Annotated in this window: 19 protein-coding genes and 1 tRNA gene; 13 read left to right on the forward strand and 7 right to left on the reverse strand. The window is 71.1% G+C overall.

What is annotated here, in order from left to right; genetic code table 11:
* Positions 1-28: 28 nt before the first annotated feature.
* The 8 genes from nuoH to M8330_RS15840 are packed head-to-tail and all read left to right on the forward strand — an operon-like array spanning position 29 to position 9,190.
* Entirely contained in the window at positions 29-1,321 is a 1,293-nt protein-coding gene (nuoH, locus tag M8330_RS15805; RefSeq protein WP_250051560.1) for an NADH-quinone oxidoreductase subunit NuoH, read from the forward strand.
* Between the two features lies 1 nt (position 1,322).
* Positions 1,323-1,910 carry an NADH-quinone oxidoreductase subunit NuoI gene (nuoI, locus tag M8330_RS15810; RefSeq protein WP_250050878.1) on the forward strand — a complete coding sequence of 196 codons (588 nt, stop codon included), beginning with the start codon at positions 1,323-1,325 and terminating at the stop codon, positions 1,908-1,910.
* The gene (locus M8330_RS15815) at positions 1,907-2,773 is read left to right on the forward strand and encodes an NADH-quinone oxidoreductase subunit J (protein ID WP_250050876.1); all 867 of its coding nucleotides are present in this window, start codon (positions 1,907-1,909) and stop codon (positions 2,771-2,773) included. The genes nuoI and M8330_RS15815 overlap by 4 nt, the downstream gene beginning before the upstream one ends.
* Positions 2,770-3,072 carry an NADH-quinone oxidoreductase subunit NuoK gene (gene nuoK, locus M8330_RS15820; protein WP_250050875.1) on the forward strand — a complete coding sequence of 101 codons (303 nt, stop codon included), beginning with the start codon at positions 2,770-2,772 and terminating at the stop codon, positions 3,070-3,072. Before M8330_RS15815 ends, nuoK begins: the two co-directional genes overlap by 4 nt.
* Before the next feature lie 13 nt (positions 3,073-3,085).
* The gene (gene nuoL / locus M8330_RS15825) at positions 3,086-5,020 is read left to right on the forward strand and encodes an NADH-quinone oxidoreductase subunit L (protein WP_250828097.1); all 1,935 of its coding nucleotides are present in this window, start codon (positions 3,086-3,088) and stop codon (positions 5,018-5,020) included.
* A complete protein-coding gene (locus M8330_RS15830) occupies positions 5,020-6,585 on the forward strand; it encodes an NADH-quinone oxidoreductase subunit M (protein ID WP_250828098.1) in 1,566 nt (521 codons plus the stop codon). The genes nuoL and M8330_RS15830 overlap by 1 nt, the downstream gene beginning before the upstream one ends.
* Positions 6,585-8,171 (forward strand): NADH-quinone oxidoreductase subunit NuoN, encoded by a 1,587-nt coding sequence (nuoN, locus tag M8330_RS15835; protein ID WP_250828099.1) that lies wholly within the window; start codon positions 6,585-6,587, stop codon positions 8,169-8,171. Before M8330_RS15830 ends, nuoN begins: the two co-directional genes overlap by 1 nt.
* Positions 8,168-9,190, forward strand: coding sequence for a polyprenyl synthetase family protein (locus M8330_RS15840; RefSeq protein WP_250050865.1), 1,023 nt, complete (start codon positions 8,168-8,170; stop codon positions 9,188-9,190). Before nuoN ends, M8330_RS15840 begins: the two co-directional genes overlap by 4 nt.
* A gap of 103 nt (positions 9,191-9,293) precedes the next feature.
* Here M8330_RS15840 and rarD read toward each other — a convergent pair whose 3' ends face one another.
* Entirely contained in the window at positions 9,294-9,920 is a 627-nt protein-coding gene (gene rarD / locus M8330_RS15845) for an EamA family transporter RarD (RefSeq protein WP_250828100.1), read from the reverse strand.
* Between the two features lie 432 nt (positions 9,921-10,352).
* On the opposite strand from rarD, the gene M8330_RS15850 reads away from it, so the two are divergent.
* Entirely contained in the window at positions 10,353-10,781 is a 429-nt protein-coding gene (locus M8330_RS15850) for a hypothetical protein (RefSeq protein WP_250828101.1), read from the forward strand.
* Positions 10,782-10,862: 81 nt separating this feature from the next.
* Here the strand turns inward: M8330_RS15850 and M8330_RS15855 are convergent, their stop codons facing one another.
* Entirely contained in the window at positions 10,863-11,957 is a 1,095-nt protein-coding gene (locus M8330_RS15855; RefSeq protein WP_250050858.1) for a 2-oxoacid:ferredoxin oxidoreductase subunit beta, read from the reverse strand.
* Positions 11,954-13,972: a 2-oxoacid:acceptor oxidoreductase subunit alpha gene (locus M8330_RS15860; protein ID WP_372490238.1), complete on the reverse strand. Its 2,019-nt coding sequence runs from the start codon at positions 13,970-13,972 to the stop codon at positions 11,954-11,956. Before M8330_RS15860 ends, M8330_RS15855 begins: the two co-directional genes overlap by 4 nt.
* A 142-nt stretch (positions 13,973-14,114) precedes the next feature.
* Here M8330_RS15860 and M8330_RS15865 point away from each other — a divergent pair, with 142 nt between their 5' ends.
* Positions 14,115-15,335, forward strand: coding sequence for a geranylgeranyl reductase family protein (locus tag M8330_RS15865; protein ID WP_250828103.1), 1,221 nt, complete (start codon positions 14,115-14,117; stop codon positions 15,333-15,335).
* A 337-nt stretch (positions 15,336-15,672) separates the two neighbouring features.
* On the opposite strand, the gene M8330_RS15870 is transcribed toward M8330_RS15865, so the two are convergent.
* On the reverse strand, positions 15,673-16,140 hold the full coding sequence (locus M8330_RS15870) for a nucleotidyltransferase domain-containing protein (protein ID WP_250828104.1): 468 nt from the start codon (positions 16,138-16,140) through the stop codon (positions 15,673-15,675).
* A gap of 131 nt (positions 16,141-16,271) precedes the next feature.
* Positions 16,272-16,763, reverse strand: a complete 492-nt coding sequence (locus M8330_RS15875; protein WP_250828105.1) for a YajQ family cyclic di-GMP-binding protein — start codon at positions 16,761-16,763, stop codon at positions 16,272-16,274.
* Between the two features lie 126 nt (positions 16,764-16,889).
* Here M8330_RS15875 and M8330_RS15880 point away from each other — a divergent pair.
* A tRNA-Tyr gene (locus M8330_RS15880) sits at positions 16,890-16,973 on the forward strand.
* Between the two features lie 159 nt (positions 16,974-17,132).
* On the opposite strand, the gene M8330_RS15885 is transcribed toward M8330_RS15880, so the two are convergent.
* The gene (locus M8330_RS15885) at positions 17,133-18,404 is read right to left on the reverse strand and encodes a Fic family protein (protein WP_250828106.1); all 1,272 of its coding nucleotides are present in this window, start codon (positions 18,402-18,404) and stop codon (positions 17,133-17,135) included.
* A gap of 110 nt (positions 18,405-18,514) precedes the next feature.
* Positions 18,515-19,939 (reverse strand): tyrosine-type recombinase/integrase, encoded by a 1,425-nt coding sequence (locus tag M8330_RS15890; RefSeq protein WP_250828107.1) that lies wholly within the window; start codon positions 19,937-19,939, stop codon positions 18,515-18,517.
* 329 nt (positions 19,940-20,268) lie between these two features.
* Between M8330_RS15890 and M8330_RS15895 the strand changes: the two genes are divergently transcribed.
* Complete coding sequence (locus M8330_RS15895; RefSeq protein WP_250828108.1) at positions 20,269-20,475, forward strand: hypothetical protein; 207 nt, start codon at positions 20,269-20,271, stop codon at positions 20,473-20,475.
* 43 nt (positions 20,476-20,518) lie between these two features.
* Positions 20,519-21,454, forward strand: a complete 936-nt coding sequence (locus tag M8330_RS15900; RefSeq protein ID WP_250828109.1) for a phosphotransferase — start codon at positions 20,519-20,521, stop codon at positions 21,452-21,454.
* Positions 21,455-22,112 lie beyond the last annotated feature (658 nt).

Raw genomic sequence — 22,112 nt, forward strand, 5'->3', positions numbered from 1 at the left:
CGGCACCATCAGCCCCGGGGTGCTGCGGATCGAGGACCTCGACCTCAGCGCGTTCGGCCAGGACGTCTGGTGGATCGTCCTGGTCAAGGCCCTGCTGATCTTCGTGGTCCTGGTGCTGCTGACGCTGTTCAACATCTGGTGGGAGCGCCGGGTCGTGGCCCGGATGCAGCACCGCATCGGCCCCAACGTCCACGGACCCTTCGGCCTGCTCCAGTCCCTCGCGGACGGCGTGAAGCTGGCGCTGAAGGAGGACATCATCCCGACGGCGGCCGACAAGGCGGTGTTCCTGCTGGCCCCGGTGCTCGTCGTCATCCCGGCGTTCACCACCTTCGCGGTCATCCCGTTCGGGCCCGAGGTCAACCTGTTCGGCCAGATGACGCCGCTGCAGCTGACCGACATGCCGGTGGCCGTGCTCTTCGTGATGGCCATCGCCTCGATCGGCATCTACGGCATCGTGCTCGGCGGCTGGTCGTCGGGCTCGACGTACTCGCTGCTCGGCGGCCTGCGCTCGAGCGCCCAGATGATCTCCTACGAGATCCCGATGGGCCTCGCGCTGATCGCGGTGTTCATGTACGCGGGCTCGCTGTCGACCTCCGAGATCGTTGCGGCCCAGGACGACCTCTGGTTCGGCCTGATCCTCTTCCCGTCCTTCGTCATCTACGTGCTCTCGATGGTCGGCGAGGTCAACCGCGCCCCCTTCGACCTGCCCGAGGCCGAGGGCGAGCTGGTGGGCGGCTTCCACACCGAGTACAGCTCGCTGAAGTTCGCCCTGTTCTTCCTCGGCGAGTACATCAACATGGCGACGGTCTCGGCGATCGCGACCACGCTGTTCCTCGGCGGCTGGCACGCCCCGTTCTGGCTGGACAGCCTCTACGCCGGCTTCAACGAGGGCTACTGGCCCGTGCTGTGGTTCTTCGGCAAGGTCCTGCTGTTCATCTTCATGTTCATCTGGCTGCGCGGCACGCTGCCCCGCCTGCGCTACGACCAGTTCATGGCGCTGGGCTGGAAGGTGCTGATCCCGGTCTCGCTGGCCTGGGTCGTCCTGGTCGCCGCCATGCGCTACGCCAGCACCAGCCTCACCCTCGACACCACCGACTACCTGATCGGTGGCGGCGCGATCGTCGTCGTCATCCTGCTCGCCGGCTTCCTGCCGCTGGGCAGGCGCGAGGACGACGTCGTGGTCGACGAGGCGCCGCAGCCCACCGGCACCTACCCGGTGCCGCCGATGCCCGGCCGGGCCGTGCGCGGCGCCGCCGCCCCGCTGACCTTCCCCACCGGCCCCGACGAGACGGTGCCCGCCGGCACCACCCAGGAGAGCTGACATGGCAGACGAGAAGGGCTCCCCGAGCTTCAAGGAGCAGTTCCTCGACCCGGTGGCCGGCTTCGGCGTGACCTTCCGGACGATGTTCCGCAAGGTCGTCACCGAGCAGTACCCGTTCCAGAAGGAGCCCACGGCCCCGCGCTTCCACGGCCGGCACCAGCTCAACCGCTGGCCGGACGGCCTGGAGAAGTGCGTCGGCTGCGAGCTGTGCGCGTGGGCCTGCCCCGCGGACGCCATCTACGTCGAGGGCGCCTCGAACAGCGACGTCCCCGACGAGGACGGCGCCAGCCAGCGCTTCAGCCCCGGCGAGCGGTACGGCCGCGTCTACCAGATCAACTACCTGCGCTGCATCCTGTGCGGCCTGTGCATCGAGGCCTGCCCGACCCGGGCGCTGACGATGACCAACGAGTACGAGCTGGCCGACGACAACCGCGCCGACCTGATCTACGAGAAGTCCGACCTCCTCGCCCCGCTGCTGCCGGGCATGGAGGCGCCGCCGCACGCGATGACGCTGGGCGACGACGAGGGCGACTACTACCGCAGCGCGTACGCGGCCCCGGCCCCGTCCGCGCGGGAGGGGGAGAAGTGAGCGTCGCCTTCTGGGTGCTCGCCGTCGTGGTCACGGCCGCGGCGCTGGGCGTCCTGTTCGTCCGCAACGCCGTGCACGCGGCGCTGCTCCTGGCCGCCGTGATGATCGGCCTGGCCGGCCTGTACCTGACGCTGGAGGCACCGTTCCTCTTCGCCGTGCAGATCATCGTCTACACCGGCGCGGTGATGATGCTGTTCCTGTTCGTGGTGATGCTGGTCGGCGTCGACGCCTCCGACTCGTTGACCGAGACGATCCCCGGCCAGCGGGCGCTGTCGATCCTCGGCGGCGTGGTTCTGGGCTCGCTGCTGGTCGTGGGCACCGCCCAGATCAGCCTCGGCGCGGCCACCGGCATGGGCGCGGTGAACTCCGACGGCAACATCCAGGCGATCGCGGCGCTGCTGTTCTCCCGCTACGTCCTCGCCTTCGAGGTCACAGCCGCGCTGCTCATCACCGCCTCCCTGGGCGCGATGGTGCTGGCGCACCGCGAGCGGCTGGAGCCGCGCACGACCCAGGCTGACCTGGCCGCCCAGCGCCTGCGCGACTACGCCGAGACCGGCAAGCCGCTCGGCCCGCTGCCCTCGCCCGGCGTCTACGCCCGGCACAACGCCGTCGACACCCCGGCGCTCCTGCCCGACGGGACGCCGGCACCCACCTCGGTCTCCGCGACCCTGGTGGCGCGCGGCACGGTGCGCACCGCGTCCGTCTCCGACGTCGAGGCGACGCTGGCCGAGATCACCGGCGGCGAGTCCGCCCCCGCGGGCGGTGCCACCGGAGCGACCGACGCCTCCGCCGGCAGCGGCCACAACACCGAGAACCCCGAGGTGCACCCCAGCACCACCGACGGCGAGGGAGGTGACCGATGACCGACGTGACGCCCTACATCGTGCTCAGCTCGATCCTGTTCACCATCGGTGCGACCGGCGTGCTCGTGCGGCGCAACGCGATCGTGGTCTTCATGTGCGTCGAGCTGATGCTCAACGCCTGCAACCTCGCCCTCGTCGCGTTCGCCAAGCAGCACGGCGACCTCGAGGGCCAGATCGCGGCCTTCTTCGTGATGGTCGTGGCCGCCGCCGAGGTCGTGGTCGGCCTCGCGATCATCATGACCATCTTCCGTACCCGCCGGTCGGCCTCGGTCGACGACGCGAGCCTACTGAAGTTCTAGGAGCGCGGAGACGATGCACTACTTCACCGCGGACGGCCACGCCGCCGTCCCCGTCCTCGACCCGAGCGCCGCGGACGGCGTCACCGCCCTGCTGTGGCTCGTGGTCGCGCTGCCGCTGCTCGGCGCCGTCGTCCTGCTGCTCGGCGGCCGACGCACCGACGCGTGGGGCCACTGGCTGGCCACGGCGCTGCCGATGGGCTCGTTCGTGCTCAGCGTCCTCATGCTCGTGGACCTCATGGGCCGCGACGAGGCCGAGCGCAGCGTCACCCAGCACCTGTGGACCTGGCTCTCGGTGGGCGACCTCGACGTCGGCCTCGACCTGCTGCTGGACCCGCTCTCGGTGCTGTTCCTGCTGCTCATCACCGGCGTCGGCTCGCTGATCCACGTCTACTCGATCGGCTACATGAGCCACGACCCCCGCCGTCGTCGGTTCTTCGCCTACCTCAACCTGTTCGTCGCCGCCATGCTCACGCTGGTGCTGAGCGAGAACTACCTCGGCCTGTTCCTCGGCTGGGAGGGCGTGGGCCTCGCCTCCTACCTGCTCATCGGCTTCTGGCAGCACAAGCCCTCGGCGGCCGCGGCCGCGAAGAAGGCGTTCGTGATCAACCGCGTCGGCGACATGGGCCTGGCCCTGGCGCTCGGCCTGATGTTCGTCACCTTCGGCACCTTCAGCTTCACCGAGGTCTCCGCGCTGGCCTCGGGGGCGAGCAGCACCGTGCTGACCGCGCTGGGTCTCCTGCTCCTGCTCGGCGCCGCCGGCAAGTCGGCCCAGGTGCCCCTCCAGGCGTGGCTGCTGGACGCGATGGAGGGCCCGACCCCGGTCTCGGCCCTCATCCACGCGGCCACGATGGTGACCGCCGGCGTCTACCTGGTGGTCCGCTCGAACTTCATCTTCGAGCGTGCGCCGCACGCCCAGACCGTCGTCGTGGTCGTCGCCACCGTCACCGTCCTGTGGGGCGCCGTGATCGGTTGCGCCAAGGACGACATCAAGAAGGCGCTGGCCGGCTCCACGATGAGCCAGATCGGCTACATGATGCTGGCCGCGGGCCTCGGCGTGTACGGCTACGCGTTCGCGATCTTCCACCTGATCACGCACGGCTTCTTCAAGGCCAACATGTTCCTCGGCGCCGGCTCGGTGATGCACGGCATGGACGATGACGTGAACATGCGCCACTACGGGGCGCTGCGCAAGGCCATGCCGGTCACGTTCCTGACGTTCGCGATGGGCTACCTGGCGATCATCGGCTTCCCGCTGTTCTCGGGCTTCTGGTCGAAGGACAAGATCATCGAGACCGCGCTGGTGGAGAACCCGGTCGCCGGCGTCTGCGCGCTCGTCGGCGCGGGCGTCACCGGCTTCTACATGACCCGGCTGATGCTGATGACGTTCCTGGGCAAGCAGCGGTGGCGCGACGGCGTGCACCCGCACGAGTCGCCCTCGGTGATGACCGGGCCGCTCGTCGTCCTCGCCGCGCTGTCGGCGCTCGGCGGCGTGCTCTACCTCGGTGGCTGGATCGTCGACTGGCTGGCGCCGGTCGTCGGCGAGGCCCCCGAGCACGAGCTGCCGGTGCCCGCGATCGTCTACACCCTCGTCACCCTCGTGGTGGTCGCGGTCGGCGTTGCCGTCGCCTGGGCGATGTTCGGGCGCCGCGAGGTGCCGGACACCGCCCCGGAGAAGGTCAGCCCGTTCACCACCGCCGCGCGCCACGACCTCTACGGCGACGCGATCAACGACAGCCTGGTCGTCGGCCCCGGTCGCGGGGTGACCCGCGGGCTCGTGGCGCTGGACGAGAAGGTCGTCGACCCGACCTTCACCGACGGTGCGTCGGTGATGGGCGGCGTCGGCCAGGTGATCAAGCGGCTCCAGACCGGCTACGTCCGCTCCTACGCACTCTCCGTCCTCGCAGGCGCCGTCCTGCTCCTCGCGGCTCTCCTGGTGGTGAACCTCTGATGGACCTCCCCTGGCTCACGCTGCTCGTCGCCGTGCCCCTCGTGGGCGCGCTGGCGACCGCGCTCAGCCCCCGCAGCGGACGCCTGCCCCAGCAGGTCGCGCTCGGCTTCTCCCTGCTCACCCTGGTGCTGGCCGCGGCCGTGGCGCTCTCGTGGAACCTCGGCGAGGGCATGCAGCTCACCGAGACCTACGCGTGGATCCCCGCGCTCGGCGTGCACCTGGCCTGGGGCGTGGACGGCCTCGGCCTGCTCATGGTCGGCCTCACCGCCGTCCTGGTGCCCGTGGTGCTGCTCGCCGCCTGGCGCGACACCGAGACCGACCTGGACGGGGTCGGCCAGGGCAGCGCCGCCGGCTTCGCCGCGCTCGTGATGGCGCTCGAGGGCCTCTCGATGGCGGTCTTCCTCGCCACCGACGTGTTCCTCTTCTACCTGGTCTTCGAGGCCACGCTGATCCCCGCGTACTTCCTGGTCGGCGGCTACGGCCGCGCCGGGCGCTCGGCCGCGGCGATCAAGTTCCTGGTCTTCCAGCTCGGCGGCGGGCTCGTCATGCTCGCCGGCGTCCTGGGGCTCTACGTGGTCTCCGCGCAGGCCGGCTCCCCGAGCTACCTGCTCTCCGACCTCATGGCCCTCGACATCCCGACCGAGGCCGGACGCTGGCTGTTCGCCGCCTTCTTCGTGGCGTTCGCGGTGAAGGCGCCATTGTTCCCGGTGCACACCTGGCTGGCCGACACCACCGGCAAGGCCACCCCGGCCACCTCGGTGCTGCTCGTCTCCGTGCTCGACAAGATCGGCACCTTCGGCATGCTGCGCTTCTGCCTGGGGATCTTTCCCGAGGCCTCGCAGTGGGCCACCCCGGTCGTCGTCGCGCTCGCGCTGATCTCGATCGTCTACGGCGCGGTCCTGGCCATCGGGCAGGACGACGTGCTCCGCCTCATCGGCCTCACCTCGCTGAGCCACTTCGGCTTCATCGTGCTCGGCATCTTCGTCTTCTCCACCGCCGGTGGCTCGGGGGCGGTGCTCTACATGGTCAACCACGGCGTCGGCACGGCCGCGCTGTTCCTGGTGGCCGGCTACATCACGGCCCGCCGGGGCACCACGTCGATCCGTGAGCTCGGCGGCCAGGAGAAGGTCACCCCGGTGATGTCGGCGATGCTGCTGATCGCGGGCCTGGCCACGCTGAGCCTGCCCGGCCTGAGCCCGTTCGTCTCCGAGTTCCTGGTGCTGATCGCGGCCTTCCAGTACGCCTGGTGGGTCGGCGCCATCGCGGTCACCGCGATCGTGCTCGCCGCGATCTACATCCTCTGGATGTACCAGCGCTCCATGACCGGGCCGCCGCCGGAGCTGCCCGAGGGCAGCCCCGCCCGTCGTGACCTGGGCGTGCGCGAGGTCGTCGCGGTGCTGCCGCTGATGGTCGCGCTGGTCGGCTTCGGGTTCTTCCCGCAGCCCCTGCTGGACGCCAGCAACGACTACGTCGGTGACCTGCTCACGCACGTGGGCGTCACCGACGAGTCCCCGACCGTGTCCGCGCCGGCCGCGGACGCGAGCGCCGAGGAGGGCGAGCACTGATGTCGGAGTTCACCACGCCGTACATGGCCTACGCCGAGATCTGGCCGATCATCGTCGTGCTCGGTGCCGGCATCATCGGCCTCGCGCTCGAGGCGTTCCTGCCCCGCGGCTCGCGGTTCCTCCCGCAGGTCGCGGTGGCGGCGCTCGGCCTCGTCGCTGCGCTCGTCGGCACGGTCTACGTGGGCGCCAACCTGGACGAGGTGGCCGACCGCGACGCCCAGGGCGTCATCGGCGGCGCCGGCTCGGTCGTCGTCGACGGCCCGACCGTGTTCCTCTGGGGCCTCGTGCTGGTCTTCGCCGGGCTCGGGCTGCTGCTCTTCGCCGAGCGTCGCCTCGAGCAGGGCGTGAGCGCCTTCGCCGGCCAGGCCGCGGCCCTGCCCGGCACCGAGGCCGAGAAGCGCACCCAGGGCCTGGAGCACACCGAGATCTACCCGCTGATGATGTTCGCGGTCGGCGGCATGCTGCTGTTCCCCGCCTCCGGCGACCTGCTGACCATGTTCGTCGCGCTCGAGGTGCTGAGCCTCCCGCTGTACCTGATGACGGGCCTGGCCCGCCGACGCCGCCTGCTGAGCCAGGAGGCGGCGCTGAAGTACTTCCTGCTCGGCGCGTTCTCCTCCGGGTTCTTCCTCTACGGCATCGCCCTCACCTACGGCTTCGCCGGCTCGATGGACCTCGCGGCCATCGACGTGGCGGTGCGCAGCGACCTCGGCAACCGCGGCCTCATGCTCATGGGCCTGGCGATGCTCGCGGTCGGCCTGCTGTTCAAGGTCGGCGCCGCGCCGTTCCAGGCCTGGACCCCGGACGTGTACCAGGGCGCCCCGACCGCGGTCACCGCGTTCATGGCGGCCTGCACCAAGATCGCCGCCTTCGGCGCCCTGCTGCGGCTCTTCTACGTGGCCTTCGGCGCGGAGCGGTGGACGTGGATGCCGGTGCTGGGTGGCGTCGCCGCCCTCACCATGCTGGTCGGCGTCCTCATGGCCATCGTCCAGACCGACGTGAAGCGGATGCTCGCGTGGTCCGCGGTGGCGCACACGGGCTTCCTGCTCACCGGCGTCATCGGCGTCCAGAGCCCCACGGAGCTGGCCGACGGCCAGGTCACCTCGCTCCAGGCGGTCATGTTCTACCTGGCCACCTACGGCTTCGCCACGGTCGGCGCCTTCGCGGTGGTCATGCTGGTGCGCGACGCCTCCGGCGAGGCCACGGGCATGGACCGGTGGGTCGGCCTAGGCCGTCGCTCGCCGCTGGTGGCCGGCGTCTTCTCGCTGTTCCTGCTCTCCATGGCGGGCATCCCGCTCACCGCCGGGTTCACCGGCAAGTGGTCGGTGTTCGTGGTCGCCATGTCCGCGGGCATGTGGCCGGTGGTGCTGGTCGCGATCCTGGCGTCCGTGCTGGGCGTGTTCTTCTACGTCCGCCAGATCAAGATCATGTTCTTCTCCGCCCCCACCGAGGCCTCGGCCAGCGTCGTCACCCCGTCCCCGCTGGTGGTCACCGTCATCACGGTCGGCGTGATCGGCACCCTCGCCCTGGGCCTGGTTCCTGGGCCGGTGCTCGACCTCGCGAGCCATGCCGGACAATTCATCAGGTGAGCACCACCCCACCGCCGGCCAACCTCGCCCTCCCGGTCACCGACCCTGAGCTGGCCCACCGTCTGCAGGAGCGTCTCGACCGCGTCGAGACGCTCCTGGCGGGTCACGTCCGTGCCCACTCCAGCTACGTCACCGAGGCCGCCAGCCACCTGCTCGACGCCGGCGGCAAGCGGTTCCGGCCGCTGCTGGTGCTGCTCGCGGCCGAGGCCGGCAGCGACCCCGAGAACGACGCCGTGCTCACCAGCGCCTGCGTCGTCGAGATCACCCACCTCGGCTCGCTGTACCACGACGACGTGATGGACGAGGCGGACGTGCGGCGCGGTGCGCCCAGCGCGAACGCCCGGTGGGACAACAACACCGCCATCCTCGTCGGCGACTTCCTCTTCGGCCGCTCCTCCGAGCTGACCGCCGAGCTGGGCCCCGAGGCCGTGCTCATCCAGGCCCGCACATTCACCCGGCTCGTCGAGGGCCAGATCCTCGAGACGGTGCCCCCGGGTGCCGACGAGGACCCGCTCCAGCACTACCTCGAGGTCGTCGCCGGCAAGACCGGCTCGCTCATCGCCACCTCGGCGCGCTACGGGGCGATGTTCTCCGGCGCGCCCGCCGAGGTCGTCGAGGCGCTGGCCGCGTACGGCGAGATCGTCGGCAGCGCCTTCCAGCTCTCCGACGACATCCTCGACATCGCCTCGGAGACCGGCGAGTCCGGCAAGACGCCCGGCACCGACCTGCGCGAGGGCGTGCCCACGCTGCCGGTGCTCATGGCGCAGTCGCAGGCCGTCGGCTCCACCGACGCTGCCGACGTCCGCCTGCTCGACCTCCTCTCGCGGCCCCTCACCGAGGACGCGGACGTGGAGGAGGCGCTCACCCTGCTGCGCGCCCACCCGGCCATGGACGAGGCCCGCAGCTACGTCGTGGCGCAGGCCGAGGCCGCCAAGAAGCACCTCTCCGTGCTGCCCGCCGGCGCCGTGCGGGACGCCCTCGAGGCGTTCGCGGACGTGGTGGCGGTCCGCACCGGCTGAGTGGGATGGCCGCCTCCGGCGGCATGTCCTCGGGCGACCACCGGTGATCGAGGTGTGAGGAGCGCCAGCGACGAGCCTCGAGATCGCCGCACGTGCCTAGGACCTACGCGACCGGGGCGACGACCCTGCGTCGTGACCCGCGGATCGCCTCCACGGTGAACACGACGAGCCCCAGCCACACGAGGGCGAACCCGACCCACCGCTCGGTCGGCATCGCCTCGCCCTGGACGTAGACGCCGATGAGGAACTGGATCGTCGGGGTCAGGTACTGCAGCATCCCGATGGTCGTCAGCGACAGTCGGATCGCCGCAGCGCCGAAGCAGAGCAGCGGCACGGCGGTGACGACACCGGTGGTGGCGAACAGCAGCGCGTGGCCGGTGCCGTGGGCGCCGGCCTGTGCCTGCCCCGCAGCGCCGAGCCAGACCAGGTAGGCGAGGGCCGGGCCGGCGACGACCGCCGTCTCGACGGTCAGGGACTCCACCGCCCCGGCGGCGGCCTTCTTCTTCAGCAGCCCGTAGGTGCCGAACGAGAACGCCAGCACCAGGGCGATCCACGGCAGCCGCCCGTAGCCGATCGTGAGCACCAGGACGGCCAGCACGACGAGTCCGATGGCGACCCACTGGAGCCGCCGCAGCCGCTCGCCGAGGAACAGCACGCCGAGCAGCACCGAGACCAGCGGGTTGATGTAGTAGCCGAGCGCGGTCTCGACGACGTGCTGTGACGACGCCATAGATGTACATGCCCCAGTTGGCGGTGATGGCGAGCGCCGCCAACGCCAGGAGGCCGACCTTGCGCCGGTCGCGCAGCAGGGCGGCCAGGGAGCGGCGCTTGCGCAGCACGAGCACGACCAGCGCCATCGTGAGCAGCGACCACACGAGCCGGTGGGCGAGGATCTCCAGCGCCCCCGCGGGCTCCAGCAGCGGGAAGTACAGGGGGAACAGGCCCCACATCGCGTAGGCGGAGATGCCCAGCAGCATCCCGCGACGACCGTCGCTCACCAGCGCAGCCTAGGGGCGCGGGAGCCGCCCACGAACTCCTCAGGCGGGGTACGGTGCTGGCCGATCAGGGCGGCGGTCGGCGAGCCCCGCCCCGGCCCGTTCCCCTCAGCCCAAGGCACCCAGCCCAGGCACACCCAGCAGAGCCGTCCCACCGGGAGGACCTCGTGACCCGCACCGTCCCCACCGCCCCCTCTGACTCCGCGGCCCTCGTGGCCGCCCTCGTCTCCGCGCTGCTGGCACTGGGCGTCGTCACCGCCCCGGCCGCGCACGCCGCCCGCGCGAACCGGGAGGTCTCCATCGCGGGCAAGGAGCCGAAGGACAACCGCTTCGTCGTGGTCGGGCGGGTCAGCCCCGTGCCCGGCAGGTCCATCAACGTCCGCATCCAGGTCATGGACTGCAAGCGCGACCTGCGCTGCTCGTCCGGCTGGCGGCTCTTCGGCAAGGCCCGCACCAACGACAAGGGGCGCTACCGGATGAAGGTCCGCGGCCCCAAGGACGGCTACAACCGCGTCTACTACCGGGCACACGTCGTGCGCACCCCGAAGTGGCAGGCCGACGTCTCCCGGGAGATCTACATCCACCGCGTCAGCTGACCCCCCCCGCAACGACGCGAGCGCCGAGTCGGCAGCAACTGTCTGCCGACTCGGCGCTCGCGCACCTCGAAGGGGGACGTCTCAGACGACCGTCCAGGTGTCGCCGCCGCCGATGAGGGCGGCCAGGCGGTCGGACTGCTCGCCCGGGGCGGCCTTGCGGGCCGAGTCGACCTGGCCGCGGGCCTGGTCGTCGTAGGTCGGGCGCTCGACCTGGCGGAAGATGCCGATGGGGGAGCGGTTGAGGTAGCCCGCGTCCGTGAGCCGGCTGATCGCGAAGGCCAGGGTGGGGTCCTGCTGGTGGGCGTCGTGGACGATCACCTGCTCCAGGCTCACCTGGCCGTCGGCGTCCCCGATCTCCGCGACCTCGACGCCACCGTGGGCCGCGCGGACGAGGCCCTTCGTGCCACCGCCGAACACGATCGGCTGACCGTGCTCGAGCGGGATGATCGCGTGCTCCTTGGTGTCGCGGTCCTTGATCGCGTCGAACGCGCCGTCGTTGAAGATCGGGCAGTTCTGGTAGATCTCGACCAGGCTGGTGCCGCGGTGGGCGGCGGCGGCGGCGAGCACGGAGGTGAGGTGCTTGCGGTCGGAGTCGATGGTGCGGGCGACGAAGGAGGCCTCGGCGCCGAGGGCGAGGGAGACGGGGTTGAAGGGGTGGTCGACCGAGCCCATGGGGGTGGACTTGGTGATCTTGCCGGCCTCGGAGGTGGGGGAGTACTGGCCCTTGGTGAGGCCGTAGATGCGGTTGTTGAACAGTAGGATCGTCATGTTGACGTTGCGGCGCAGGGCGTGGATGAGGTGGTTGCCGCCGATGGAGAGGGCGTCGCCGTCGCCGGTGACGACCCAGACGGAGAGGTCTTCACGGGACGTGGCGAGGCCGGTGGCGATCGACGGCGCGCGGCCGTGGATGGAGTGCATCCCGTAGGTGTCGAGGTAGTACGGGAAGCGCGAGCTGCAGCCGATGCCGGAGACGAAGACGATGTTCTCGCGTCGCAGGCCGAGGTCGGGGAGGAAGCCTTGGACGGCCTTGAGGACGGCGTAGTCGCCGCAGCCGGGGCACCAGCGGACCTCCTGGTCGCTGGAGAAGTCCTTGCCGGTGAGCTTCTCGCCCTCGTTCAGGACGGGGACGCCCTCGGTGCCTCGCAGGCTGGGCAGGCCCAGGTCGGTGGCAGTCATCGTGCGTCCTCCTTCTCGATCTGCTCCACGAGGCCGGTGATGGCCTCGGCGAGCTCGGCGGCCTTGAGCGGCAGGCCGCGCACCTGGTTGAAGCCGACCGCGTCCACGAGGTACTTCGCGCGGATCAGCATCGAGAGCTGCCCGAGGTTCATCTCGGGGATCAGCACCTTGTCGTAGCGCTTGAGGATCTCGCCGAGGTCCTTCGGGAACGGGTTGAGGTGGCGCAGGTGCACCTGCGCGGCCTTGCCGCCCTCGTTGCGGACCCGGCGCACCGCGGCGCCGATCGGGCCGTAGGTGGAGCCCCAGCCCAGCACCAGCACGCGCGCGTCGCCGGTGGGGTCGTCCACCTCGAGCGGCGGGAGGGACTCGGCGATCCGGTCGACCTTGGCCTGGCGCAGCCGGGTCATCTTGTCGTGGTTGGCCGAGTCGTAGGAGATGTTGCCCGAGCCGTCCGCCTTCTCGAGACCACCGATGCGGTGCTCGAGGCCGGCGGTGCCCGGCGGCGCCCACGGGCGGGCCAGGGACTCGGGATCGCGGCTGTAGGGGAGGAACTCCTCCCCCTCGGCGGGAGCGGTGGCGAAGTTCGCGTCGATCTTCGGCAGGTCGGCGACCTCGGGGACGTGCCACGGCTCGGAGCCGTTGGCCAGGTAGCCGTCGGAGAGCAGCATGACCGGCGTCCGGTAGGTGACGGCGATGCGGGCGGCCTCGAGCGCGGCGGAGAAGCAGTCGCCCGGCGACTGCGGCGCCACGATCGGGACGGGCGCCTCGCCGTTGCGGCCGAACATGGCCTGGAGCAGGTCGGCCTGCTCGGTCTTGGTCGGCAGGCCGGTCGAGGGGCCGCCGCGCTGCACGTCGATGACGAGGAGGGGCAGCTCGGTCATCACGGCCAGGCCGATCGCCTCGGACTTCAGCGCGATGCCGGGGCCCGAGGTGGTCGTGACGCCCAGCGCACCGCCGTAGGCCGCACCGATCGCCGACCCGATGCCGGCGATCTCGTCCTCGGCCTGGAAGGTCGTGACGCCGAACGCCTTGTGCTTGCTCAGCTCGTGGAGGATGTCCGAGGCCGGGGTGATCGGGTACGAGCCCAGGAAGACCGGCAGGTCGGACTGCACGCCGGCGGCGACGAGGCCGTAGGCCAGCGCCAGGTTGCCGGTGATGTTGCGGTAGGTGCCGGCCGCCATGGGGGCGGGCTTCACCTCGTACTGGACGACGAAGGTCTCGGTGGTCTCACCGAAGTTCCAGCCGGCCTTGAGCGCGGTGAGGTTCGCGTCCCGGATGTCGGCCACGCGGGCGAACCTCCGGTGCAGGAACTGCTCGGTCGGCGCGATCGGGCGGCCGTAGAGCCAGGAGAGCAGGCCGAGCGCGAACATGTTCTTCGCGCGGGCGGCGTCCTTGCGGGAGAGGCCGAACTCCTTGACCGCCTCGACGGTCATGCCGGTGAGGTCGACGGGGTGCACCGAGTAGCCCGCGAGCGGGCCCTGGTCGCCGCCGTCCTCGGCGTCGAGCGCCTCGAGCGGGTTGGACTCGTAGCCGGCCTTGGTGAGGTTGCGGCCCGTGAAGTCGTGGGTGTCGACGATGATCGTCGCGCCCTTCGGCATGTCGCCGAGGTTCGCCTTCAGCGCCGCGGGGTTCATCGCGACGAGGACGTCGGGGGCGTCACCGGGGGTGAGGATGTCGTGGTCGGCGAAGTGCACCTGGAACGACGAGACACCGGGGATCGTGCCCTGGGGGGCGCGGATCTCCGCGGGGAAGTTCGGCAGGGTGACGAGGTCGTTGCCGAACGACGCCGACTCCTGCGTGAACCGGTCTCCGGTGAGCTGCATGCCGTCACCGGAGTCGCCCGCGAACCGGATGACGACCCGGTCGAGCTGCTTGACCTGCTTGGACACCTGCGTCCGCTCCTCAACATCGCTGCGCCGCGCGGGATCGTGGTCCGGGGTTGCCGGTGTGCCGGGGGTGCGCCCACGTCCCGCGAGGCGGTCCGGGGCGTCGGCTGGGCGGCGACGCTCTTCCACTGTAGACAAGAAGTGAGGCAGACCTTTCCTCCGCAGGGGTGCGTGGACAGCCCCGACGGTCGGCCGCGATCTGTGCTCCACTACGCGCAGGTCAGCCCGGGTGTCCGGGGGTGGGGATAGCCCCCTCGTAGGCTCGGCCCCTGTGAGCAGCGCATCCGAGGAGTTCGACGTCGCCGTCGTGGGCGCCGGGCCGGCCGGCTCGTCGGCGGCACGGGCCGCCGCGCAGGCCGGTGCGCGGGTCGTCCTGCTCGAGCGAGCGGCCTTCCCGCGGTACAAGACGTGTGGCGGTGGTCTCATCGGGCCGACCCTGGCGGCCCTGCCCGGCACCCCGCCCGCGCGGGCCGAGGTACTGCGGGTCTCCCTGACGTTGCGCGGTGGCGCGCCACGCGAGCGGCACAGCCCGGACGGCGGCCCCGTGCTGCGCACCGCCGCGCGGACCGAGCTCGACGCCTGGCTCGCCGACGCCGCCGCGTCCGCGGGCGCCGACGTGCGGCTGGGGGTGGGGCCGGTGACCGTGCCCGACGACGCCGCCACGTCCGCCGGGCCGATCGAGCTGCGCACCGCCGACGGCGTCGTGCGCGCGAGCACCGTGATCGGCGCCGACGGCACCTCGAGCCGCGTCGCGCGCGCCGTGGGGGTGCGGGTCGCGGAGACGGACCTCGGCCTCGAGGTCGAGCTGGACGCCGGCGGGCAGGCCGCGGCCTGGGCCGACCGGGTCCACCTGGACTGGGGGCCGCTGCCAGGCTCCTACGGCTGGGTCTTCCCGAAGGGCGACTCCCTCACCGTCGGCGTGATCGCGGCGAAGGGCCGGCCGGCCGAGACGCAGGCCTACCTGCGGGCGCTCGTGGAGCAGCAGGGGCTGGCCGGGCTGCGCGTGCTGCACGACTCCGGGCACCTCACCCGCTGCCGCACGCCCTCGTCGCCGCTGGGTCGCGGGCGGCTCCTCGTCGCCGGGGACGCCGCCGGCCTGCTCGAGCCCTGGACGCGTGAGGGCATCTCGTTCGCGGTCCGCTCGGGCCTCGCAGCCGGACGCGTCGCGGCCGACGCCGTGCTCGGTCGCGGGCCGTCGTCCCACCTCGGGTCGGTGGTCTCCGCCTACGAGGCGGCCCTCGCCGCCGACCTCCTGCCCGAGATGGAGGCAGGACGCCGCTGCCTGGCCGCGTTCGAGAAGCGCCCGTACGCCTTCCACCACCTGCTCGCCGGCCCCGGCTGGGGCTCGTTCACCCGGCTGACCCGCGGCGAGACCACCCTCGCCCGGGCCTGGGAGCACCGCACCGTGCGCACCGGCATCGCCCTCCTCGCCGCCACCGGTGGTCGAGGTGCGAGGAGCGCCAGCGACGAGCCACGAGACCCCCGCACCTGACTGCCGGCCTCCGGTGGTCGAGCAGTGACGAGCGCCAGCGAGGAACGTACGTCGAGACCTCCGCACCTGACCGCCGACCTCCGCTGGTCGAGGAAGGACGAGCCCGCGGCCGGCGGTTGAGGAAGGACGAAGTCCTGTCTCGAAACCACCGGCACCCAACCACCCCCCCCGCTGGTCGAGCAGTGACGAGCGCCAGCGAGGAACGCACGTCGAGAGGTCCGGTGTACGTGCCTCGGTGCGGCTCAGAGTGCGGACGCCGCCGCCATAGCCCGCACGTGCTCGGTGGCTGCCTCGTAGTGGGTGAGTGCTTCCTGAAGTAGCTCGGTCTCGGACCTGCTCACAGCGGAACGGCCTCAGCGAGGACGCGATCACGCAGGTCTGCTCGCAGGTCGCTGGACGACACGAGATCGACGGAGTAGCCGAGGATGTCGGCGAGAAGCCGCTCGGTGCGCGCGATCCTCAGCATGCCGACGTCGTCCGACAGGTCGATGAGCAGGTCGATGTCGGAGTCCGGCCCGTCGGTGCCCGTCGCCACGGAGCCGAACACTCGCACGCGGCCCCCGCCGATCTCGGAGATGAGAGCGAGGACCGCGGGCTTGTTGCGTCGCAGTGCTCGACCTCGGGCGCTACGCCCGTGGAAGTGCAGCAGGCGGGATACCTCGGGCTGGCTGCGTCCGATCTCGCGGGCAATCTCCGCCTGGGTCAGACCTGAGGCGTGAGCAGCGCGCACACCCGTGACCAGCTCTGCCCGGGCTCGCTGGACCGCCGCGTCCGTGCGCCGTGCAAGCTCGGCGAGGGCGGTCATGCAGCAAATATGACCACTGCTATGAGCGAGGCCTCCGGAACGCAACGGGGAGCCCCGTCGGGATCTGATCCCCGAGGAGGCTCCCCGTGTTGTTCGAGAGTCGAAGCAGAGCGCAGCCCTGTCGCGAGACCTCAGCGGTAGTTCGTGAACTGCACCGCGAAGTCGTAGTCCTGCTCCTTGACCAGGGCGATGATCGCCTGGAGGTCGTCGCGCTTCTTGGACGAGACGCGCAGCTCGTCGCCCTGGATCTGCGCCTTGACGCCCTTGGGGCCCTCGTCGCGGATGAGCTTGGAGATCTTCTTGGCGTTCTCGGAGGAGATGCCCTCCTTGAGCGCGACCGCGATCTTCGACTGCTGGCCGGACTGGCGCGGCTCGGAGGCGTCGATCGTCTTGAGGGAGACGTTGCGCTTGATCAGCTTGCCCTTGAAGACGTCGAGGACGGCGGTGGCACGGTCGTCGGCGGAGGCGCTGATCTCGATCGCCTCCTCGCCCTGCCACTCGATGGTGGCGCCGGTGCCCTTGAAGTCGTAGCGGGTGGCGATCTCGCGCGCGGTCTGGCCGAGCGCGTTGTCGACCTCCTGACGGTCGATCTTGCTGACGATGTCGAACGACGAGTCGGCCATGAGGCTGGTGTCTCTCCTGCTCGGGTGGGGTGCTGCGGGGTGGGCCGCGCGGATTCCGCACCGGCCCGGGTGCCTTGCTATTGTCTCCTCTCGTTGTGGCACCGCCCAAACGCGGCACCACGACATGGCAGATTGCCCGAGCGGCCAATGGGAGCGGACTGTAAATCCGTCGCGAAAGCTTCCCAGGTTCGAATCCTGGATCTGCCACCAGCAGGAAAAAGAGCCCCTGACCAGCGGAAACGCCGGTCAGGGGCTCTTTCGCTGTGTCCGGCTGTGCCTGACGGTGACCGGCTGTGTGCGGGGGTCTGTCCCAAATGTGTCCCAAAGTTTGGGGCGGTTCGGGGCGAGTGGACGCGGCGCCGGTGCGGCTCAGCTCCGCTCGGCGCGTGCTCGTGCGCCGATGCGGACTCCGAGGTCGTCGAGCTCGTCGAGGAGCGCGGCGGCGCCCCACACCTGGTTGCGGGTGCGCTGGGTGAGCGGTCGGAGGACCCCGCTGGTGTGGAGGCGGTCGATGGCGGCGTAGACCGAGCTCGGTGGCCCGCCAACGTTGGTGGCGATCTCGTCGGTGGTGAAGACGGGCGTCTCGAGCAGCGTGTCGAGGATTCGGCGGGCTGCGGACCCGTTGCGGGGCCGGCGCGCCGCGTCCAGCCAGGTGTCGGGCAGCTCGGCCAGTCGAGTGGCGGTGGCTGCGGACTCCTCCGCAGCCAGGGTGGAGGCGTGGGTGAAGGCGCGGATGATCGGCGCCGCGGCGCCGGCCCGATAGGCGCCAAGGGCGTCGAAGTAGTCGTCACGTCGAGCCACCAGGGCCGAGGCGAGGGGGACGACGACGCGGCTGGTGATGCCGCGTCGCCGCAGGATCGTGTTGATGAGGGCGCGTCCGATCCGGCCGTTGCCGTCGGTGAAGGGGTGGATCGACTCGAACTGCGCGTGCGTCAGTGCTGCCTGGGTGAGGACGGGTACGTCGGTCCGTCCGGCGTAGGCGAGCAGGTCGTCGAGGTGTGCGGGCACGGTCTCGGGTGGGGGCGGCACGTAGAGGGCGCCGCGGGGGGAGTGGTCCGACCCGCCGATCCAGTTCTGCATGTCCCGGAGGCGGCCCGCGTAGGCGCGCTCCTCGGGGTCGTCTGCCATGAGGATGCGGTGGGCGGACAGGATGGCCCCGAGCGTGAGGGCGCGGCCGGTGCCAGTGCTGCGGCCAGCGGTGCCCGGTGGGTGCGCGTCGGTGTTGGGTCCGACGGAGTCGATGAGGTCGGCCAGCGCCTGGGTGGAGGCCACCATCGACATCGCCGAGGCGTTCGCCTTGATCCCGTGCAGGGCGCGGGCGTAGTCGTCCGTGGACGCCTCGACCCGCTCGATCTTGGACGACGCGACGGACTCGGCTCGCAGCAGCATCGTCGCCAGGGGAGCGAGGTGCTCGCCGTGAGTGTCGTCGAGGCGGCTGATGGCCCGCAGCGCGGCGTCCATCTCCGCGCCGAGCGCGGACGGCGTCGCGAGGTCCAGGTCCGCCAGTCGAGGCGGCAGGCTCACCTCGACCTCGCGCATCGTCCGGTCCTCGCGGGTGCCTCCCCGGAACGACTGACGCCAGGGCGTGAACCGACGCTCGTGGGCAGGGATGGGCAGGGCCGCTGGGCTCGGACCAGGCATCGGGACCTCCTCCATCGTGACGTGCCCTGTAAGTCGGAACACTGCCGCGCTATTCCGAGTTAGTCTACTCTATTCCGGAATACTGCCGAGCTGTTCCGAGATGCGAGGGGTCACCGATCCGCGCGATCTCGGACGTTGCCGTGCACGTAGGCGTCGATCTGCGCTTGCGCGGTCTCGAGCTGCCCGTCGACGCAGCCGGCGTAGACGTCCAGGAGGACGCGGGTGCTGTGCCCCGCCCAGCTGGCGACCTGGGCGGGTGCGACGCCGGCGTTGAGCCAGGTGGTGAGGCAGGCGTGGCGGAGGTCGTAGGGGCGGCGTGCCAGCGGGGAGGCGCACTGCTGCTCGGTGAACGTCGCCTCGCGGGCGGTCTTCCACGCCAGTGACAGGGTCGACTCCGAGACGAGGGTCTTGTATGGCTTGGGCAGCGGGACGCCGGAGCGTCCGGTGCGGGCGGCGAAGAGGTGGCCGTCGACGTCGCACTCGAACCGGTCGAGGTGGCGGTTCAGCAGCTCGACGAGGCGTGGGTCCGCGGGTACGACCCGGTAGTCGCCGGGTGCACGGTGCTTGAGCTGACGGGTCTCGACGCCGGTGCCGTCGTTGGTCCAGGACTTGCCGGGGCGCTGCTGGGTGCGGCTGAGGGTCAGCTCGCCCCAGCCAGTGGTGGGGAGGGTCAGGTCGCCGCGTTGGAGGGTGCGGGCCTCGGCGGGGCGCAGGCCCGCGTAGAGCATGAGGCCGAAGTAGGCGGCGAGGTGCGGGGACCGTTCGGCGACGGCGCTGATGAGCGTGGCTCCCTGAGCCTGGCTCACGACGACCCGGGGGTCGATGCGGGTGACACCGGCGTAGGTGCGGTTCTTGATGCCGTGGAGCGGGTTGGTCGACAGCACCTGGGTCTCGACGGCGAACTCGAGCAGGTTGTGCAGGGTGGCTCGCCGCCGGCGCACGGTGGACGCGGCACAGGGCCGGCCGTCGATGCGGGTGCCGAGGGTGGTGAGCACCTGGCGCAGGACGAGCGGGTCGGCGATGCGTGTGGCCGGGACGTCGCCGGCGCGGAGCGCTGACAGTGCGGTCGGGTCGTAGGTGGCTGCGGTGGCGCCTCGGGCGCAGATCCCGTAGCTGACGGCCGAGGTCAGGTCCGTGCGCGTGTGACGCCCGAGTCGGCTGGCGTCACCCAGGACGCCGAGCGTTGCCAGCGAGAGGGCCTCGGCGATGCCCTTGCGGTGGCGTGGTGAGGCGAAACCCCACTTGGCCTGGCAGTACGTCTCGACCAGCCCGAGCCAGGTCATGGTGCGGGCGGGGATCGCGGCTCGCACGGTCGACATCGGGAGCCCGCTGGTGAGGTCGAACGCCTCGCCGGCGCGCACGGCTGCGAGCAGCTGACCGCGGAAGACATCGGCCTGCTTCTTGGTGGGGAAGGTGGTGCCGTGCCGCCGGCCTTCGACGGCCCATCGGACGCGGTAGCTGGTGCCCCGGCGCCCCTCGTACTTCTCCAGGTCCCAGACCCGGACCCTCAGGGATGAGTCGGTGTCGTCGTGCATGGTCGGCCTCTCGTCGTGGATGTGCCCACGACGGTGGCTCCGTTGCAGATCGCCCGCTCCGAGGCGGACTTCTTCTGTGGAGAGGGGCGCGTTCTCCACAGGCCGGGGCCGTGGTGAGACCTGTGGTGAGGGCTCACCACCACGCTCGCGTCATGACGGACGAACCTCCGGCACCCGCGCGTGCCGGCGCCTGCCCGCGGTGCGGTGACCTGTTGCCGCGCTCGGACCGTGGACGTCCTCGTGTCTGGTGTTCCCAGCGGTGTCGGCGGGCGGCCTACGAGGAGCGCCGCGCCGCTGCTGCGGGTGCGATCGCGGTGGAGGTGCGGCAGGTGGCCGCGAGCCATGCCCTGGAGCAGTGCGTCGCCGCGGTCGCCTCGTCACCGGCTGCCGTGCGGCGCCTGCTCGACGCGCTGACCGAGCAGGCGAGCGCCGTCGCCGACGAGCCACGGTGGGAGCCGACCTTGCGGGCGCTGGAGCGACTCGTGCGCGAGCTGAACCAAGGGAATGCGTCGGGCCGGTACCGCGGGCGACGCTGATATCTCGGATGCCTCGACGCGAGCCGGATGCCACAGTGGCGGCGTGGCCGTTGACGAGCAAGCTGCGATCAGCGTCCTGCGGGCTGCCGGCCTGACCTCCGTCGGCGTCCTCGGTCGGGGCGTGGAGGGCGTCGTCCTCGACCTGGGCGACGGCACCGCGGCCAAGGTCTGGTCGAGCCGCTCCCGCGCGGACCTCGACCTGCTGCGGACCTTCTACGAAGGCATCGAGGCAGGACGCCTCGCCGACTCCTCGGTGATGCTCCCGCTCATCGTGGACGTGCTGGAGGTCGAGGGGCACCTGGTCTCCATCGAGCGTCGCCTCGACGGCGAGCCGGTCTGGCAGGCCGACGGGTCGTCGCCGGACCTGTCGACCACCGACATCGACGTCATGACCGAGGCCCTCGCCGCGCTGGCCGCGATCCCCGCGCAGCCGGCGTTTCTCGCGCTCCCGATGCTGCCGGGTGAACCGGCCTTCGGTCCTGGCGCCGCGTTCGAGACGCAGCTCGCCGACCTGGTGGCACGCCGGGTGACGCGGTTCGAGCAGGCGCTGGCCGCGGCGCATCCGCGGGTGGCGGACACCGCGGCGAGCACGATCGCTGCGCTGCGCTCCCTGGAGACAGCGCCTCCGACGTTGGTGCACGGCGATCTGATCGCTGCCAACGTCCTGCGGACGGGAGGCCGGGCCACCGCCGTCCTCGACTTCGGCTTCCTCAGCACCGCCGGCGACCCGGCCTTCGACGCTGCGATCGCCGCCAGCGTCTACGACATGTGGGGCCCTCGCGCACGGGACGTGGAGCGGACCCTGGACGACGCCTGGTGCGCGGCCTTCGGCTACTCGCGCGAACGACTGCTCGTCTACCGAGCGGCCTACGCGCTCATCACCGCGTGCTGCTTCGGGGAGGACGGCTCGGACGGCCACTTCGCCTGGTGCATCGCGATGCTCGATCGACGAGACGTGCAGGACGCTATCCGCGGCTGAGCTGGCGGCTCGGTGGCATCCGAGCCACGTCTCGTGGTGCGAGGCGCTGGCCCGTGGGCTGCCTGTGGGGTGAGGCCGCGGTGCCGAGCCGATGATGGGCTGTTCTCCGCTGCCAACTACCCAGGAGACGTGCGTTGCGTCGGAACTATGAGTGGACGCTCGAGTCCGCTGTCCACGGCACGATCCCTTCGGGTCCGCATGTCGGCCAGGACTGCCCTTGAGGCGCTGGAGAAGCTGGCTGGCAGTCGTGGTGGCAGTTGGCTGGGGAGTCCTGGCTGTGCGCCAGGTAGTCGGCATTGCCAGCGGGGTGGATGAGCCGGGCGCATATGTTGCTGCCTTCGTGTGGGCGGTGGGGGCGTGCGCCTTTCTTACGCTTGGATTGAAGCGGAAACCTGACAGCCGCCGCTGACGGGACGGATCTGCTGCGGCACGGTGCGGCGTCATCGGTCCGCCTTCTGCCAACTCGCCTGAGCGGAACCGCTAGTCGATCTCCCGGATCTCCGTTATGCCCATGAGCTTCGGCCACTCTCTATCCCGGCTCCACGGGAGGTGCCGCCTCGGTCGCCGACCGACGCGCCCCACTCAGTTGCCGCTTTCGCGCCCACCAGGCACTAGCCGGTGACTGGCTGCGTCGTAGGTGAGGAGGGACGAGGAATCG

The organism is Nocardioides bruguierae, assembly GCF_023656415.1.
GTDB lineage: Bacteria > Actinomycetota > Actinomycetes > Propionibacteriales > Nocardioidaceae > Nocardioides > Nocardioides bruguierae.

Bases quoted from the DNA above. Each gene is read 5' to 3' on its own strand.
- nuoI (WP_250050878.1), top strand. From the start codon at position 1,323: ATGGCAGACGAGAAGGGCTCCCCGAGCTTCAAGGAGCAGTTCCTCGAC.
- nuoK (WP_250050875.1), top strand. From the start codon at position 2,770: ATGACCGACGTGACGCCCTACATCGTGCTCAGCTCGATCCTGTTCACC.
- nuoL (WP_250828097.1), top strand. From the start codon at position 3,086: ATGCACTACTTCACCGCGGACGGCCACGCCGCCGTCCCCGTCCTCGAC.
- M8330_RS15830 (WP_250828098.1), top strand. From the start codon at position 5,020: ATGGACCTCCCCTGGCTCACGCTGCTCGTCGCCGTGCCCCTCGTGGGC.
- nuoN (WP_250828099.1), top strand. From the start codon at position 6,585: ATGTCGGAGTTCACCACGCCGTACATGGCCTACGCCGAGATCTGGCCG.
- rarD (WP_250828100.1), bottom strand. From the start codon at position 9,920: ATGGCGTCGTCACAGCACGTCGTCGAGACCGCGCTCGGCTACTACATC.
- M8330_RS15855 (WP_250050858.1), bottom strand. From the start codon at position 11,957: ATGACTGCCACCGACCTGGGCCTGCCCAGCCTGCGAGGCACCGAGGGC.
- M8330_RS15870 (WP_250828104.1), bottom strand. From the start codon at position 16,140: ATGACCGCCCTCGCCGAGCTTGCACGGCGCACGGACGCGGCGGTCCAG.
- M8330_RS15875 (WP_250828105.1), bottom strand. From the start codon at position 16,763: ATGGCCGACTCGTCGTTCGACATCGTCAGCAAGATCGACCGTCAGGAG.
- M8330_RS15885 (WP_250828106.1), bottom strand. From the start codon at position 18,404: ATGCCTGGTCCGAGCCCAGCGGCCCTGCCCATCCCTGCCCACGAGCGT.
- M8330_RS15890 (WP_250828107.1), bottom strand. From the start codon at position 19,939: ATGCACGACGACACCGACTCATCCCTGAGGGTCCGGGTCTGGGACCTG.